Origin of the sequence: Pusillimonas noertemannii (genome assembly GCF_003096595.1) — a bacterium.
In the GTDB taxonomy this organism is placed as follows: domain Bacteria; phylum Pseudomonadota; class Gammaproteobacteria; order Burkholderiales; family Burkholderiaceae_B; genus Pusillimonas; species Pusillimonas noertemannii.
The window spans coordinates 689,680-705,342 of record NZ_QEKO01000001.1 but is presented as its reverse complement, the minus strand read 5'-3'; the positions used below and the strand labels follow the sequence as shown (position 1 = coordinate 705,342).

Here is a 15,663-nt window from a genome sequence, read left to right as displayed (position 1 = left end):
TGTAAACACTCTCCGCTTAACTAACATGTATCTTCAATGCCGTCGAAGAATGCGAAATTGGCCGCCCTTTGAAAATACAGGCCAAGTTTCACCCTTGAATCTCAAAGCATGTGAAGCACCGGGGGTAGCGGGCGCCTTCCCAACGGCATAGCTAGTGCCGCAAAAGCTGAGCGTATTTCACAAGACTTCTTCATTGAATACTCCAGACGAGTCTCACCTGTAGCTCGTCAAATCAAACTTTGCTGAATCCATCTACATAAATCCACTGGCTTTTCAACATGAACGTTGTGACCCGCCCCTTCTATGATTCCCGCTGCTGAATCGAACAGTGCCATGTCGCTCGCTGTAGTCATGGGATCTTCGCTTCCTGCTGCCATCCTGAGGGGGCACTGCATGGCACCCACCAGACGCGCGACAGGCAAGTCCGCAATCGCGTTGATAAATGGGTCGGCCGCGAGGCGCCATTTATTTTCGGATTCGCTTACGCCATTCTTTGCGACCTCACTGGACGGTGGGACGAGCCCGGACAAACCGGAGACTTTCAGGTATCGTTCTACCGCCTGCTCTCGAGTATCAAATAGTTTGACTGGGTTATTCGCAAGGGCCCGGGATCTTGCTATTTCATCGGCTGTCCATTGAGTCTTAACGCCGAACGCTAGTACTCGGCGCACCTTCACACCAAACCAGCCTGTACCGAGAGCCATTCCAACCACGCCTCCAAGCGAATGACCCACAACGTCAATTTCCTCATCCTGCTCCAAAAGCTCCGCGACATCTGACGCGTAAGAAGCAAAACCGTAGTGGCGTCGATGTGGCGATCGTCCATGTCCGCGCAGGTCGGGCGCGAGCCAGCGTGCGTGCAATTTGTCTTGAAGTGGGAGCCAGACGTCCGCATTCGCTCCCAAGCCGTGAATCAACACTAAGCGCCGCGCCCCACCTTCACCTCCTTCACGTTTCCAGAGATTCATAATGCGCGCTCGCTGCCTGCCCAATATTGATTTCGCAAATGGCGCTTTGCGATCTTGCCCGGCCCGGTCTTTGGCAGAGGTGTTTGCGAGAAATCGAAGGACTTCGGAATCTTGTAGCCGGCGATCTTTCCACGGCAAAAATCGACAATATCTTCTGCAGTAACGAAGGTGCCGTCTCGCGCCACAACAATGGCTTTTACCGCCTCACCCCATTGTTTATCGGGCACACCAATCACAGCAACCTCAAGCACGGCCGGATGCTGCGAAATGAGACTTTCGACCTCTACCGAATATACGTTCTCACCTCCGCTGATGATCATGTCTTTCTTGCGATCCACGATGAAGAGACGACCGGCGTCATCGACATACCCTACATCACCCGTGTGGTACCAGCCGTCTTTCAGAGCTTCGGCCGTATGCTCGGGCTTGTTCCAGTACTCCTTCATCACGCGAGCGCCCGATATCACCACCTCTCCGACCTGCCCCCGTGGCAAGGGCTGTGCATTGTCATCGAAGATCTCTAAACGAATGTGAGGTACCGGACGTCCAGCATTGCTGGTAAGAGCCTGTTGCTCGGCCGTGCCCGTTACGTGAAAGTCGCAGGCACTGGCAAGGGCGGTCATACCTGAAGTTTCCGTTGTGCCATAGGCCTGGAGATAACTCGTCGGTATAACTTCGACAGCCTTTTGTAGAACGCCGAGTGGAGCCGGCGAACCGCCATACATGATCAGCCGGAGGCTAGAAAGATCATAATCATGAACCTTTGGATGGTTGATTATCATGTTGATCAGCGTTGGCGGTAAGGCCACTGCTGTAGGCTTGGCCTTTTGCACGACCTCCATCATTTTCTCGGGAGCGAAGTGCACCATGACCTGCGCGGCGCCCAGCAATGGCATGGACCATAGCGCCCACGCGTCTACCAGGTGAAACATGGGAGCCGCATGCAACCATATATCATTCTGGCCAAGCTCAGCCGCAACGATCGAGTCGAACGCGCTTGCAACCATATTGCGGTGCGTTAAACACACACCCTTAGGTTCGCCAGTAGTACCACTTGTGTAATAGATTTGCACAATGTCGTCGAGAGCAGCGTCTGCGACATGAGTATCTGGCGGCGCGCTGGCGATAAGGGCGTCATAGTCCTTGATCAGAACGTCGATAGTGAGCCCCTCCGCCGTCTCGAAGAAAGGCTCTGTGACGACCAGCGCTTTCGCCCCTGAATCCTCTAGCACGAACTTGAGCTCTAGAGGAGCTAAACGCGAATTCAGCGGCAACAATATAAATCCCGCCTGCGCGCAAGCGTAATACATCTCGGCATATCGATACGAGTTGACATCTAGGATGGCGATACGGTCGCCGGGTTGAAGCCCCTTACTCTTGAGGCCGCCGACCAGAGCGTCGACTCGGTTTCCGAGTTCCTCGAACGTGAACCGCAACTCTCCGTCGCTGATAGCGAGGCGGTCAGCGTACAGCGCACGTGCGCGCGGCAGAATTTGTGAAATAGGAAACATGACTCATTTGCCGGTGAACTTGGGTTTACGCTTCTCTTTGAACGCCTGCATTCCTTCCTTGTGGTCCTGGGACAGTACAAGGACGCTCTGGCCAAGCCGCTCGATGTAGCGGCCGGTATGCATATCGGTGTTAAGGCAAAGATTGATTACGTGCTTGCCCATCCCCATAGCGGCAGGTGCGTTGTCAAGCAGTCGCTCGGCATAGGCGTATGCTTCCTGCAGCAAGTCTTTTGCGGGCACGACTTGATTGAGGAGTCCGATACGCCATGCCTCGTGCGCATCAATGGGTCTGGCGTTGATCACCATTTCTTTTGTCTTGGCAAGACCCACAAAATGGATCATTCGATTGCAGGCGCCGCTAGCCGGGATACAACCAATATGGTTCTCAACTAGGCAGTACGTTGAATCATCGGCGCCGAGAAGAATATCGCAAGACAGCGCTAACTCAATACCTCCGCCATAGCATATGCCGTTGATCGCGGCGATCACAGGCTTTTCTAAGGCCTCAAGGTTGTCGAAACCCATATGATTCTGCCGATAGTAATATCGAAACTGGGCCGAATTGTATTTATCGCTTCCAAGCACAGTGATGTCTACGCCCGATGAAAATGCGCGACCAGAACCAGTGATCACTAGGACTCTGATGTTGTCGTCGTAAGCACAACGACCGACGATATCGGCCCATTCCTGAAACATCTTCTGAGTGAAGCAATTCAGTTGATCTGGTCTATTCAAGGTCATGGTGGCGATGCCGTCGGGCCGAACATCAAAGGCTACTGTTTCGTAATCCACTCTTTCACTCCTAGTTGACAAGCAATATGGTCGTGGAACCGCTGGGTGTGGCCGACCGACCCCAACCATAATCTAGCGCTCAGCTCCACTTAGTTACGGCATTCGATACATGTATTTTATATTTGATGCTGATATATATTAAATAAGGGCTAACCCTAGATTCCACTTCTGTCTCTTTCACGTAACGCGTTACGTAGTATGAAGGATTTAAAATCTTCCCCTTGCCGTTCCATGACTATGACAAGCTGACACCTGGCGGTGCTAAGTCATTGCGTGCAAGGGCAAGGCTTTAGAGAAGGGATTCTTGAAAAAACTGGCGCACGGATATGAGCGCATTTAGCGGTGCTTAGGCAGCGCTCGGGCTAGCGGAATCGCCTATTTCGCTCCACGAGGACAAACGAGCCCTGTCCATCGAGGGAAAGCCTCATGTTCGATACCAATGCGATCTAGCACTCGGCCAACGGTATGGTCTACGATGTCATCCAAGGTTTGCGGCCTGTTATAAAAGGCCGGGACTGGAGGCATGATTACCGCACCAGCCCGGCACGCTAGTTCCATGGCCTTTATATGGCCAGCATGAAGTGGCGTTTCACGCAGCAAGAGAATCAACGGCCGCCCTTCCTTTAGCGTTACATCGGCCGCTCGCGATAACAAATTTTCTGCCTGACAGTAGGCCACCGCCCCGAGCGTACGGACCGAACATGGCGCTATCACCATACCCATGTTACGAAATGAGCCACTTGCAATGGATGCACCGATGTTTCGCAGCGGGTGATTCACATGCGCTAATTCCCTCACTTCGGCCAGACTGTAATCGGTCTCTTCGCTTATCGTGCGTTCGCCGGCTGTACTAATAACTAAGTGGATTTCTATCCCATCACAAGCCCGAAGCAGCTTCATTAAGCGGATGCCGTAGATAGCACCCGAAGCACCCGAAATACCGACGATCAAGCGGCGCGTCATTCCAAAAATCTCCAAAAAACGTATTCCAGTTCGCACATTCCAGCTCATCCAGCACATTCCGCAATACGTTTCTTGGGTCCATTCGGCGGTCGGCGCATGACAGGCAACGAATTAGTGCTAAATACAGCACTAATGTGCTTCGCATTCAGCATTGAATTATGCGCGGAGGCGGCAGCCTCTTGACACATACCTGTTCAAAAACCGATAGCTGCGCGGCATGAGCTGATCTGTGAATTTTTATGTGCCGGGGGCACAAGAAAGCGGTGCTAATTCCGCTTGGTACGGAGCAACGGCGTCTCCAGCGTAACGCATTACGAAACTTATCTCAGTTATCGCCATTTAGCAAACAAAGAATTTTATGGTTCTCACCAGCCTCTCTAGCAGACAGCTGGCATTTACTTGAAAATACATGTATTTTATAACGTAACATTCTATCTACCTATGGTATGCATAGAAGATCAGAAAAATGGGAATCGCCTACACAGTAGAATCAATCTGGCTTCCGAGCGCTTTCGCGAATCAGGCAATCTTGACGTGGTCAATACGCAGGTTGGCGTGATTGAACTCGGCGCTCGCCTGGAAGGAAATGCCAAGGCGGTTCTATTGGGCGTAGCTGAGACCTGTTCAGACGATCACAATCGGAGGCACAAACTAGATCGCAGCGACATGGCGCAACTCACCCCTTTCCGAACTGACGCGGCGGTTTGAACTTGCTTATCACGGCTGTACGCTAACCAGTCGCTATTTATGCAACGCAGTCAAGCGGCGGCATGTTCCACCTGCGTTTATCGCCAAACCAGCAGTATGTAGGTGAAGTTCGGAATGCGATTTCTGCCGTTACGGCCTCGAATGCTGATGTGAAGCATATCTTCGCGCTCGATGACGACATTGACATATTTTCTGATGCGGAAATAGTCTGGGCGTTAGCGGGGTGAGCCAGATCGGAAACGGGAAGAAGAGTGCCCTCTCCGCCCCGTTTCCCTCTCCGAAAAGAGAAACGCAAATCGAAACTTCTGGCAGCCAACTTTATTAGCGTCCGAGCTGGCTTCAGCGCAACTTATCCGTCCTTAGTGTCGGCCACCTGCGACAGGAACGAACTTGCCATTCTTGATTTCTGCCATGACAGAAGCACGCTTATCCAAGCCGCTATGATCTGTCGGACTGAAATTGTAGACACCGGCATTGGCGTATACGTCTTTCAAGTTCTCTAGCGCGTCTCTCAAAGCTTCGCGAAACTCGCTGGTGCCAGGCTTGCCTTGCGTGAGAGCACTTGGCACCGCCTTGTCCAGTAACGTGTACGCATCATACGCTTGAGCTGCGAACAAATCGATGCTGTTTTCCCCGAACTTGGCCTCGTATTTCTGGGCGAATTCGCTCAATCCTTTTTTGAAAGGATCGCTATCAGGCAAGTCCTTCCATATCAACGCTCGTCCGACCGGCAAGAATACACCGTTCAAAGCCGCGCCGCCTACACGCAATACATCGTGATTGCCGGCGCCCGACGTCAAGTATATTTTGCCCTTGTAGCCTCTATTGCGCAGAGTAAGGGCCGGTAGTACGGACGGCGTTCCTGACGAGCCCACCAATACGGCATCGACTTTGGCGGCAAGGAGCTTGACGACCTGGGCATTGACGCTCGTATCACGCGGATTGAAACGCTCTATGGCCTCGATGGATACCCCGTGGTTCGAGGCCTCTCGCTGCAACTCCGTAAGCCAGGACTCGCCAAGCGCATCGCTGAACCCTATGAAGCCGAGTGTCTTGACCCCGTTGGCCTGCATGTGCTCAAGCACGGAGCCAACCCAGATACTGTCGTTGGCGACTACTTTGAATGCCCACTTCCGGCTGCCCTCGACCGGGTCCACGATGCGGGTGGACGAGGCAAGCGAGATCAGGGGAACCTGCTTCGCACCCACAACGTCCAGCATGGCCAGTGTTGAAGGCGTAATAGAGGAACCGACGATCACATCCGCATTGTTCTGGCTAAGCAGCTTATGAACATTGGCAACCGCCCCCGTGGGGTCGCTGGCATCATCTAGGATAGTGATCTCCAGAGGCACTCCTCCCGCTGTTTCGGGCCAGATGCTGATCGAGTTGGCTGCCCCCGCCCCAAGACTTGCCGCAGGGCCGGTCTTGGGGATGGTGACACCGATTTTCAGCGTCTGTGCGAATACTGTGCCGGTCAAGCCGGCAAGGCAAACGGCGGCCAGCAGATTTTTCAGTTTCATTGGAATATGTCTCCTTAGAACTATGGCATCGGGCCAACTTTGATGCTTAGGCATCGACAACTACCCGACAATTGCACTTCAACTCCGAAGCCTATCCACCCAATCCTTGAATGCATCCGCCGAAAATGTGACCAACTCCGGCTGATTGAACAGATAATGCGTTCCCCCTTTTACTTTAATGCTCGTCAATCTGTTTTCGCCTGCCGCCTGCCACTCTTGGGCCGTGCTGGGGAACGTGGACGCATCCGCCGTATGGACCATCAATAACGTCGGGACGGAGGTTCTGGCCAAATTGTCGGGCCCGTCGGCTTGCGAGAGCGAAGACCATTGGGAAAGCCACGATCTCAATGTATTGAATCGGCCCATCGCGTTCGCAGCGTAGTTCACCGTCTTGGCATCTCCCCAGATGGAGCCGAGCGCCCTGTCGTTGGCGTCTACGGAAAGATCGATGAATCTGGGATCGGCGTGGGTTCTATAGACCAGGAATGTCTGATCCTGGGGGCCGTCCGGGTTGGCCCGAAGCAGACGCAAACGATAAAGAACCCAGTCTTGTATTCTGTCTCGGCGCCGCAACTGCGCCTTACGGAATTCAGTGACGTATTCGGGAGTGAACGTCGCCCCGGCGCCTTCCGCATAAATGTCCCACAACGGGTCTGCCGCCAAGGGATCCGATTCGTCTAGCACGGAGGGATCCAGCCATTGGGCCAGCAGCCGCGATCGTCCCGCATGCGCAGCCGAAAAAATCAGCCCGTCGGCGGGCGGAAGATCATCGGCGGCAAGGTGCGTGGGAAGCCCGTCCGGATACTCGACTGCTGTGAGTGATTCCGCTTGCGCCTGGTAGAAGCTCATAAGTGCGGCTCCACCCGAGTTTCCGATGAGCACGACTTGCTTGTAGCCTTGTTGCCGCAGCCACTTCACGCCGGCGCCCAGATCCTTGATGACCTGCTCCATCAACAGTAGAGCATCGTTACCCACGTACCTGGAGTTGAGCGCAAGGCATGCAACGCCGCGGCTTGCGAGCGCGTCAAGCAGATAGTGCCCCATGAAATTGCTCGTGGGGTGCATGACCAGTGTGGCGACGCGCTTGCTATCGTTTTGGGGTACGGCCAATGCACCATATATGCGCGGCCTCAAGTTCTGAAGCCCCGACTGGCTCTCCATCGCCACACCGGCATTCACATCGATCGAAATGAGCTGACGCTGCGGAGCCATCATGATTCCGCCCCGCTTTGCCTGCGCGCTTTCTCGGTATTCCACTTCTCGAGCAGATCATGTGCTTCAGCGGCGTGCTGCGCCATTTCCTTTTCCGTTACCGTGGACACGGTCAGCTCCACTCTCAAGCCGTTGGGGTCGAAGAAGTAGATGGACTTGATGATTTCATGATCGGTGACGCCCAGCACTTCGACGCCATGGCTTTCAAGACGCGCTTTCAAGCGCATCAGTTCGTCCATGGTCTCCACCCTCAAGGCAATATGGTTGACCCAGGCGGGGGTATTGGGCGAAGGGGATGCTGCCGTGTCGTCGCCAAGGTCGAAAAATGCCACAAAAGAGCCATCGAGCATCTTGAAGAAGATATGCACGTACGGGCAATACTCGCCAGTACTGGGGACATAGTCTTGCTTGATCAGATGCACCAGGGGCATTCCAAGCACATCCTCATAGAAATGCCTGGTTTCTTCGGCATCCTTGCATCGCCAGGCGAAGTGATGCAGGCCTTCAACAGAATTTGGCGATAGTGTAGATTTCATGTCTGATACCTCTTGCCATCAGTATGGACAAATACAGGCTGGCCGCCCTCGCTTGTTTCTTCTCTTCCATTTCCCGTGACGATCCTCAGGACATCCTGTGGATCCTCTAACGAGCCGCTGCGCCAGGCTACATGCGCATCGGGACGCACTATTGCGGCGCGGCACTCGAAGAGATCCGCTATCCGCTTATCGGATAGCGCCACGGTCGCCAAAGGAACATTCAAAGTACGCGCGACCGCATCGAACTTCTGAATATATTGCTGTTCGTCCGTGAAATCGATGAGGGTCAGCGTATTGGCCAGCAGATCGTGTGTGGAGCGCCCATCATCCAACCATGCATGAGGCATTCTGTGCCCCGGCCGAGCGGTTTGCACGTATTCGACGATGGAATCCACGGTTTCGAGCGAGCCGTCACCGACGCAAATGGGAGAATTGTTGTATCGATAGCCAAGTGCCGCACCCAGCGGATTGAACTCTTGCCGAAAGGTATGAGTCAATAGTTTTCCGACCTCGCTGCGAGCGCTTTCGCCCTCTTCCGACGGCTCTGTCAACAAATGACCTTTTTGCTTCAGTAGCGGAGCGACCGCAAACCACTCCTTGTAAATCTGGCCGGCCATATTGGCCGTTCTCCTGCTGGCCTCTTGGCGTTCGATTTCATAAGAATCCAGCAATTTGGGGCCTCCCCAGCCTTGCAGGCAAGCTGCGAGCTTCCATCCCAAATCATGAGCATCCAGCAGTCCAGTATTAAAGCCGAATCCGCCCGTCGGAGGCATTGTGTGGGCCGCGTCTCCGGCAAGAAATATCCGCCCCTGCCGGAATCGCTTGGCGATTGCTTCGCGGTTGACCCAAGGCAAGACGCCCGAAGTGTATGTAAAGGCAATCGGGCGGCCAGCACATGCAAATATGGCGTCAGTCATGCGAGCCTCATCTACTTTGCCCGGGTCAGCCATGATCGTCATGCGATACGTGTCACGTCCATTGTGAGGCAAAAGCGAGGCGGATATTCCTTTTTCGCTGACGGGAGTGTATCGTCCGGCGAGCCTGGGCTTGCTGAGCTCTGCCAGCTCTTCGCTGACAAACGTAGATTCAGCTGAATAGCCATAGACATCGCTCATATCACGCTCGATGCCCAACGACTCCCGGATTTCACTTCTTGCGCCGTCACAGGCGACAAGATATGCCGCCTCGAAAACCTCGGTTCTTCCGTCTTCGAGCCGCTCGGCACGAACGCGCACCCCATGCTCATCTTGTTCTACTGCGATGGCATGCGTCAGCCAGCGTATGTCTACGGAGGGAAAGGTAGCGGCGTGCCGATGCAAAATGGGATTGAACCAGCTTTGCGGGCAGCGTTGGGCAAACGTAGGGCTTTGCACGGGCGGACGGCAACGAGCAATGGAGGGCCACTCAATTCGGCCAAGCTCGTACCCGGTTAGAGAAGTGATGAAGGTGACGTCCTGAGGATGGTCTTTAGGCCAGCCACAATCTCGCAATTGACCTTCCTGCCCCCACTGCCTGATCACTTCCATGCTGCGCACATTGATGGCATGCATGCGAGGATCGCGAAATATACCGTCGGTTTGCTCCAACACCAAACACCGTATATCGCGCCGCCCGAGTTCGATGGCGACAGCTGTTCCAACGGGGCCTGCGCCCACAATGATTACTTCGTAATTGTGCATTTCCTTTCCCAGCGTTTGACGAAGACGCGGCATACTGGCCGTTCTCCACACTCCTGCGTTACGTTAAATAGAACACGTTACGTTAACTATAAAAGGGTGGAACTGTTCCGTCAAGAAGGACTCGCAGAAATTACATTTCGTTGATGGAGTGCCTGCTTCCGCGTGCGATCGCCTCAGCCGAACGATCGACCTTTATTCTTTGGATGCACTCATGGAGCCGAGATGCCGGAAGCGGTTTCACTTTTTATTCTTTGCTGCAGTATCCGCCGCATTCTTGCGGCACCGCCGTCCACTTCGAGTAACACTGGTTCGCGCTCCCCATTACCAAGACCGAGCATGCGCTGCTGCGCCTCTATCATAGGCATATCTTCTTCAACGAAAGCTTTACGCCGCAAGTCACTTAAATCTCTCATGATCTGCGTTTCAATATCGGGCGGGAAAGAGCGCGGATTCGTCCGGACGGCGGCAAAATGGTAGAGCGTCGACTGCTCCGTCTCCGGCGTCAGTAAATGCAGCCCAATAATCCCCGAACCCGCCTCTCTGCTGGCTCCTATACCGGTCACTCCCGTGTCGTTAAGTAGGCTCCCAGGAGGAATCCATGTAATTTCCGCCCACATATCGACATCCCTTCCATCACGCTGGAAAAGCATATCGAATAAGCGAGGAGCGGCGACTCCAGGCATCCAACGTGACACAGTTACATTGTCTCCCTCTTGGGTGACCTTTACTTGGGCACCAGTGGAATCCTCATTGCCCAATACACCTTTGTGTAAGAAGGCGACATGCGATAAATCAAGAAGATTGTTGACCACGAGTTCGTAATTGGCGTTCATGCTCAGGAAGTCACGACGCGTAACATGCTCCGGCAAAGCATTGTCCAGCATAGAAAGATCTGGAATCGCCGAATAGTCAGGCTCACGCTCGCCCATCCAAATCCACACTAGGCTGTGCATTTCTTTTACTGGGTAGGATTTCACACGCATGGCCTTGGGTATACTTCCGTTACCATGGGGATTCCTGACACAGGCTCCACTCTTGTCAAACTCCAATCCGTGATAGCCACATTGGAGCGTGCCGCTTTCACATACCTTGCCCAAGTGGAGTGGTGCCTGACGGTGGGGACATCGATCATCTAAAGCTGCGATATTGCCTCTGCCATCCCGAAATAGGACAATAGGTTCATTGAGTATGAGGCGATTTTGGGGTTGGCTATTGAGGTCTTGCGACCACATTGCTACATACCAAGCGTTTCTGATGTATGCCATAACTGTCTCCTAATTGTTATTTCCCTTATAGCTTTTTGGTTTTGAAAGGAATAACTCAAATTGTAGGAAATTTGCCGCCTGAGCCGCGTACCCTTTTCAGGTGACTTGGAGCATGAAAGGCCTTCAATAGAATGAACCGGAACACTAACTTACCGGGGCTTCAGCTACCGTCAGTCGAGTCCCTTGTAGGTGCCGTGGGTGCCACTGAGTTTGCCAGGGCCATGTTGAAGTTTCTGCAGGACTATATGCCCATGGGCCAAATAACAGGCATGGTCTATCGAGGTGCGACAGGCTTCGAGCCGGTCTTTCTGGCGGGCGATATTTCACCCCCGCGAGTTTCTTCAAACCTCGAACAAATCTTCTGCGAGCGATATTTTCGGCTCGATCCGAATCTCACAACTATTCAGAACTTTAATCCCCATGATTCATTCCGCATAGCTCGCTTTGATGTGCGGACCCTGCCAAGCTCCCAATACCGGAGCGTGTTTTGGCAAAGGCAGGGGTATGGCGACAAGTGCAGCCTAATTTTTTATCGCGAGGGGCGTGTCTTCTATTGCAATTTTTACCGCGCTATTAACACCGAGCATTTTTCTAAATCAGAATATCAATTAATTGAACGGTTAGCGCCTTTGTTATCAAGCTTGATCTCACACCATTATCGACTTACCAAGACGGAGCAACTAAGCAAGGTTATAGCCTATGCCGAACGATCTCAACAACCTGCCCAACACGACACAAAGAAATCCGGGCCTGTTACGCTATCGCCCCGCGAGAACATGGTCTTGCAACTACTATTGACCGGCCTCAACAACGAAGCGATAGCACTGGATCAAAAATTGTCCATTAATACAGTAAAGGTATACCGCAAAAGACTCTACAAAAAGTTGGGCGTTACTTCATTAAATGAGCTATACGCCAAAACCTTACGTGATGACTAAACTGGCTGCACTATAGAGCAAGCAAATGAGTGCGGACTATGGCTCTGCTTCCAACAGTTCGTCCAAAACACGCTTCATCCGCATCGGACCCGCATCCACATTAAACAACACCGGTTTACGGGTCAGCAGCTCGTCGACCCCGAGCATCTCCTGCATCGCCATCATCATAGGTTCGTCCTGATTCTTGAACGCATGCAGGCGCAGCTGCTTGATCTCGGCCTGGAACTCTTCGTCCGCCTCCTCCACCGGCTTTCTCACGATGCCTACGTGATAATGCGTGCGGCTATCCGACTCTGGAGTGAGAATGTGAATGCCGATGTAGCCCGCCCCTTGTTCACGGGTTTCCCCCACCGCATGGCAGCCGACATCGAGTAAAAAGCAGCCTGCGGGATCCCAGCGCATGCGGGTCCAGAAATCCACATTCTTTCCATCGCGCCGGAAGATCAAGTCGAAGACTTTCGGTACGGGAACGTTACGAGCCCAGCGCTCGCAGGTTACCGTGTTTCCCTCTTGAATCACCTTGATCTCGGAATCTGCGTGCTCGGGGGTTGCCAGCAAACCGTCGTGAAGAAAAGAAGCGTGGCTCAAGTCCATTAGATTGTTTGCGACCAGCTCGACGTTGACATCCATTGTGAAATGGCCGCGATCCCGGGACAGACCGTCGCCTTCTTCCATGATTGAATAGTCTGGAATCAAGCTTTCATCTGCTGGCTTGTCGCCAAGCCATACCCAGAGCATCGTGTGCTTTTCCACTAGCGGGTACGTGGGAATCTGCATTGCCGCAGGAATATTTCCCGGCGCATTGGGGTTGCCAACGCACTTACCGTTCGTATCGAACTCCAGTCCGTGATAACCACAACGTATTTTGTCGCCCTCTTTACAGCCAAGATGAAGAGGCGCAAATCGATGCGGGCACACGTTGGACATCGCAATAGCCGTGCCGTCCTGACGCCGGGTAAGCAGTATCGGTTCCTGGATTATTTTTCTATATATCAATGTTTCGGGCGTAATCTCCGAAGCCCAGGCCGCCGCATACCATATATTCTTGACGAACTTCATCTGTCACCTCCTTAGCATATCTTCTCTGCGTGGCAATCGACGTAATCCCGCCTGTGCCCGCAAATGGGTAATTTAGTAAGCTTTCCTGACTATATTGTGAGAGAGACGCGCTCCGTGTGTCAAGCGTTCTGGTTGGTTCTTGACAATTTAGTCAGCTGCTCTGACAATCTAGTCAGGCTGGCTTACCAATTGCCCTGGCTTTCGGTTGGTTCCGCCACTTCCAGCATTAATTCGCTGGAGGATTCAAAAATACATTCCTGGAGACATGATGATTACCTCGACTCGCCCCCGAGTGGAATATTTAGCCAGTACATTTGCCGCATTGGCGCTCGCCGCCTCCAGTGCGAGCTACGCCGCCGAAGACCTGAAGATCGGAATGATTCTTCCGATGACTGGCCCTTTTGCCAGCTACGGCCAGCAAATCTTGAATGGCGTGCATCTTTACTTGAGCGAGCATGGCGACACCGTCGAAGGACGGAAAGTTCAGCTCATCATCAAAGACGACACCGGCGTTGCGCCGGAGATAAGCAAGCGCGCAGCCCAGGAGTTGATCGTCAAAGACAAGGCGGAAATCCTTGCAGGCTTCGGGGTCACGCCTTCTGCATTCGCAGTCGCCCCGCTCTCAGCCCAGGCAAAGATACCGATGGTGGTCATGAACGCTGCGACCTCCTCGGTGACGGAGAAGTCGCCTTATGTGGTTCGGACATCCATGTCCATGCCGCAGACCTCCGCCCCCATGGCCACATGGGCGGCGAAGGAAGGCATTACAAAGGTATATACGCTGGTCGCGGACTATGGCCCCGGTCATGACGCCGAGAAACAGTTCGTCAAGACGTTTACCGAAGCGGGTGGCGAGATTGTCGGCGAAGTTCGGGTGCCTCTGCAGAACCCCGACTATGCTCCATTTTTACAACGCATCAAAGACAGCAAACCCAATGCTGTGTTCCTGTTTGTCCCCGCCGGAGAACAAAGTGTCGCATTCCTGAAAGGCTTTGAACAACGCGGCTTGCGCGATATGGGCGTAAAGATAATTTCGACCGGAGACTTGACGGACGAAGATGTGCTTGATGCAACCGGTGAAACCGCCATCGGGGCGATTACATCGTTTCACTACTCTGAGGCCCATGACTCCACCAAGAACAAGGCATATACCGAAGCGTATTACAAGGCGTATCCATCAAAGCGGCCCAACTTTTTGTCTGTCGCCGGTTATGACGGCATGCACCTGATCTACAGCGCCCTTAAGAAAACGGGTGGCGATGCAAGCGGCGACAAGTTCATATCGGCAGCCAAGGGCATGGAATGGGAAAGCCCTCGCGGACCGATTTCGATTGATCCCGAGACCCGGGATATCGTTCAGAACATCTACATCCGCAAAGTAGAGAAGGTCGACGGAAAGCTGCAGAATGTCGAAATCGACCTAATTCCCAAATTTAAAGATCCGAGTAAGTAAGCTCTCGCCTTACGAAAAGCCAGGCGCATCGTCGGGCCGACGGGTATGGCGATTGCCTTCGGCCGCTGGATCGCTATTGTCGTGCCCTGCGGCGCCTGACCGGCATCTCGGCGCCCGTGGGCAAGTGGACCTGAATCGCCAATGTGCTCCCCAAGGACGCCGAGGCCCGAAGACTCGTTGGCAAGGCCACAGTGTCCGCGCATCCATTTACATCCAGCATCCGAGGAAGGTAGAATTCCAACTAGGAATTACTACTTTATTGGAGCCTGGCCATGCAAGTCACTGAAAAAGGGCAAATCACCATTCCCAAGCGCCTGCGTGACGCCGCCGGCATCCTGCCGGGCAGCCAGGTATCCTTTGCTCTGGAAGGCGGAAAAATCATCATCCAGAAAGTCGGCACGGGAACGGACGACCGGCGTACAGCGCTGCGCGCGGCTGCCGCCAGAGTGCGCACGAGCCTGGATAAGCCCTTCAGGCAGATGGACGGTGAGTCCATCATGGCATTCCTGCGCCCCGACGTCGATGACCGTGCTTGATCTGTCCAAGTACGATGGGTCGGCCGGCTTTCTGGTCGATACCAATATCTGGATCGACTGCATGGACCCCGAAAGCCACTGGCATGAGTGGTCTGTCGATCAGATCCAGCGTTGCAGCGAGCAAGCGCCCCTGCACGTCAATCTGGTGATCTACACCGAGTTGTTGGTCCCCGGTCCCGACATCGAGGCGCTGGACGCGATGCTCGACGTCTACGAAACGCTGCGCAGCCCCCTGCCATGGGCCTGCGCAGGGCTAGCCGCAAAGGCGTATTTGAACTACCGGCGTGCAGGCGGAACCCGCCTGGTTCCACTGCCTGATTTCTACATTGGCGCCCATGCGGCTGCAGCCAACCTGAGCGTACTCAGCCGCGACGAGCGGCCCTATCGTAACTATTTCCCACGCTTGCGCTGTATTAGTCCCAACCTTTAAGAGCCGAAAAAAACCGACGATTTTGATTGCGTTAGTGCTTGATCCACCGCGGCAAGATGCCGGTGCCCCACGCCGCTTCGACATGACGCCGGG

15 protein-coding genes are annotated in these 15,663 nt (G+C 53.7%); 5 read left to right on the top strand and 10 right to left on the bottom strand.

The features are described 5' to 3' along the window. Window positions 1–227 precede the first annotated feature (227 nt). From C7440_RS03290 to C7440_RS03275, 4 genes are all read right to left on the bottom strand, one after another. Complete coding sequence (locus C7440_RS03290; protein ID WP_116517458.1) at window positions 228–968, bottom strand: alpha/beta fold hydrolase; 741 nt, start codon at window positions 966–968, stop codon at window positions 228–230. Further along, window positions 965–2,479: a class I adenylate-forming enzyme family protein gene (locus C7440_RS03285; RefSeq protein WP_116517457.1), complete on the bottom strand. Its 1,515-nt coding sequence runs from the start codon at window positions 2,477–2,479 to the stop codon at window positions 965–967. Before C7440_RS03285 ends, C7440_RS03290 begins: the two co-directional genes overlap by 4 nt. A 3-nt stretch (window positions 2,480–2,482) precedes the next feature. Beyond that, window positions 2,483–3,271: an enoyl-CoA hydratase/isomerase family protein gene (locus C7440_RS03280; RefSeq protein ID WP_165832431.1), complete on the bottom strand. Its 789-nt coding sequence runs from the start codon at window positions 3,269–3,271 to the stop codon at window positions 2,483–2,485. A 375-nt stretch (window positions 3,272–3,646) separates the two neighbouring features. Further along, on the bottom strand, window positions 3,647–4,282 hold the full coding sequence (locus C7440_RS03275; RefSeq protein ID WP_279305851.1) for a UbiX family flavin prenyltransferase: 636 nt from the start codon (window positions 4,280–4,282) through the stop codon (window positions 3,647–3,649). Window positions 4,283–4,977: 695 nt separating this feature from the next. Here C7440_RS03275 and C7440_RS20265 point away from each other — a divergent pair. Next, complete coding sequence (locus C7440_RS20265; protein ID WP_371743453.1) at window positions 4,978–5,169, top strand: hypothetical protein; 192 nt, start codon at window positions 4,978–4,980, stop codon at window positions 5,167–5,169. 132 nt (window positions 5,170–5,301) lie between these two features. Here the strand turns inward: C7440_RS20265 and C7440_RS03265 are convergent, their stop codons facing one another. The 5 genes from C7440_RS03265 to C7440_RS03245 form a co-directional block, all read right to left on the bottom strand. Beyond that, a complete protein-coding gene (locus C7440_RS03265; RefSeq protein WP_116517453.1) occupies window positions 5,302–6,462 on the bottom strand; it encodes an ABC transporter substrate-binding protein in 1,161 nt (386 codons plus the stop codon). A 78-nt stretch (window positions 6,463–6,540) separates the two neighbouring features. Then, window positions 6,541–7,677, bottom strand: coding sequence for an alpha/beta hydrolase family protein (locus C7440_RS03260; RefSeq protein ID WP_116517452.1), 1,137 nt, complete (start codon window positions 7,675–7,677; stop codon window positions 6,541–6,543). Continuing rightward, window positions 7,674–8,210, bottom strand: a complete 537-nt coding sequence (locus C7440_RS03255) for a VOC family protein (protein WP_116517451.1) — start codon at window positions 8,208–8,210, stop codon at window positions 7,674–7,676. Before C7440_RS03255 ends, C7440_RS03260 begins: the two co-directional genes overlap by 4 nt. Then, complete coding sequence (locus tag C7440_RS03250; protein WP_165832430.1) at window positions 8,207–9,889, bottom strand: FAD-dependent monooxygenase; 1,683 nt, start codon at window positions 9,887–9,889, stop codon at window positions 8,207–8,209. The genes C7440_RS03255 and C7440_RS03250 overlap by 4 nt, the downstream gene beginning before the upstream one ends. A 209-nt stretch (window positions 9,890–10,098) precedes the next feature. Further along, on the bottom strand, window positions 10,099–11,154 hold the full coding sequence (locus C7440_RS03245) for an aromatic ring-hydroxylating dioxygenase subunit alpha (RefSeq protein WP_116517449.1): 1,056 nt from the start codon (window positions 11,152–11,154) through the stop codon (window positions 10,099–10,101). A gap of 221 nt (window positions 11,155–11,375) precedes the next feature. Between C7440_RS03245 and C7440_RS03240 the strand changes: the two genes are divergently transcribed. Then, a complete protein-coding gene (locus tag C7440_RS03240; protein ID WP_165832429.1) occupies window positions 11,376–12,092 on the top strand; it encodes a helix-turn-helix domain-containing protein in 717 nt (238 codons plus the stop codon). Window positions 12,093–12,128: 36 nt separating this feature from the next. Here the strand turns inward: C7440_RS03240 and C7440_RS03235 are convergent, their stop codons facing one another. Further along, complete coding sequence (locus tag C7440_RS03235) at window positions 12,129–13,151, bottom strand: aromatic ring-hydroxylating oxygenase subunit alpha (protein ID WP_116517447.1); 1,023 nt, start codon at window positions 13,149–13,151, stop codon at window positions 12,129–12,131. A gap of 265 nt (window positions 13,152–13,416) precedes the next feature. On the opposite strand from C7440_RS03235, the gene C7440_RS03230 reads away from it, so the two are divergent. The 3 genes from C7440_RS03230 to C7440_RS03220 all read left to right on the top strand — a co-directional run bounded on the left by C7440_RS03230 (window position 13,417) and on the right by C7440_RS03220 (window position 15,570). Beyond that, window positions 13,417–14,604, top strand: coding sequence for an ABC transporter substrate-binding protein (locus C7440_RS03230; RefSeq protein WP_116517446.1), 1,188 nt, complete (start codon window positions 13,417–13,419; stop codon window positions 14,602–14,604). Between the two features lie 272 nt (window positions 14,605–14,876). After that, a complete protein-coding gene (locus tag C7440_RS03225) occupies window positions 14,877–15,140 on the top strand; it encodes an AbrB/MazE/SpoVT family DNA-binding domain-containing protein (protein WP_116517445.1) in 264 nt (87 codons plus the stop codon). Continuing rightward, window positions 15,127–15,570 carry a type II toxin-antitoxin system VapC family toxin gene (locus C7440_RS03220; RefSeq protein ID WP_116517444.1) on the top strand — a complete coding sequence of 148 codons (444 nt, stop codon included), beginning with the start codon at window positions 15,127–15,129 and terminating at the stop codon, window positions 15,568–15,570. The genes C7440_RS03225 and C7440_RS03220 overlap by 14 nt, the downstream gene beginning before the upstream one ends. Window positions 15,571–15,663: the final 93 nt, after the last annotated feature.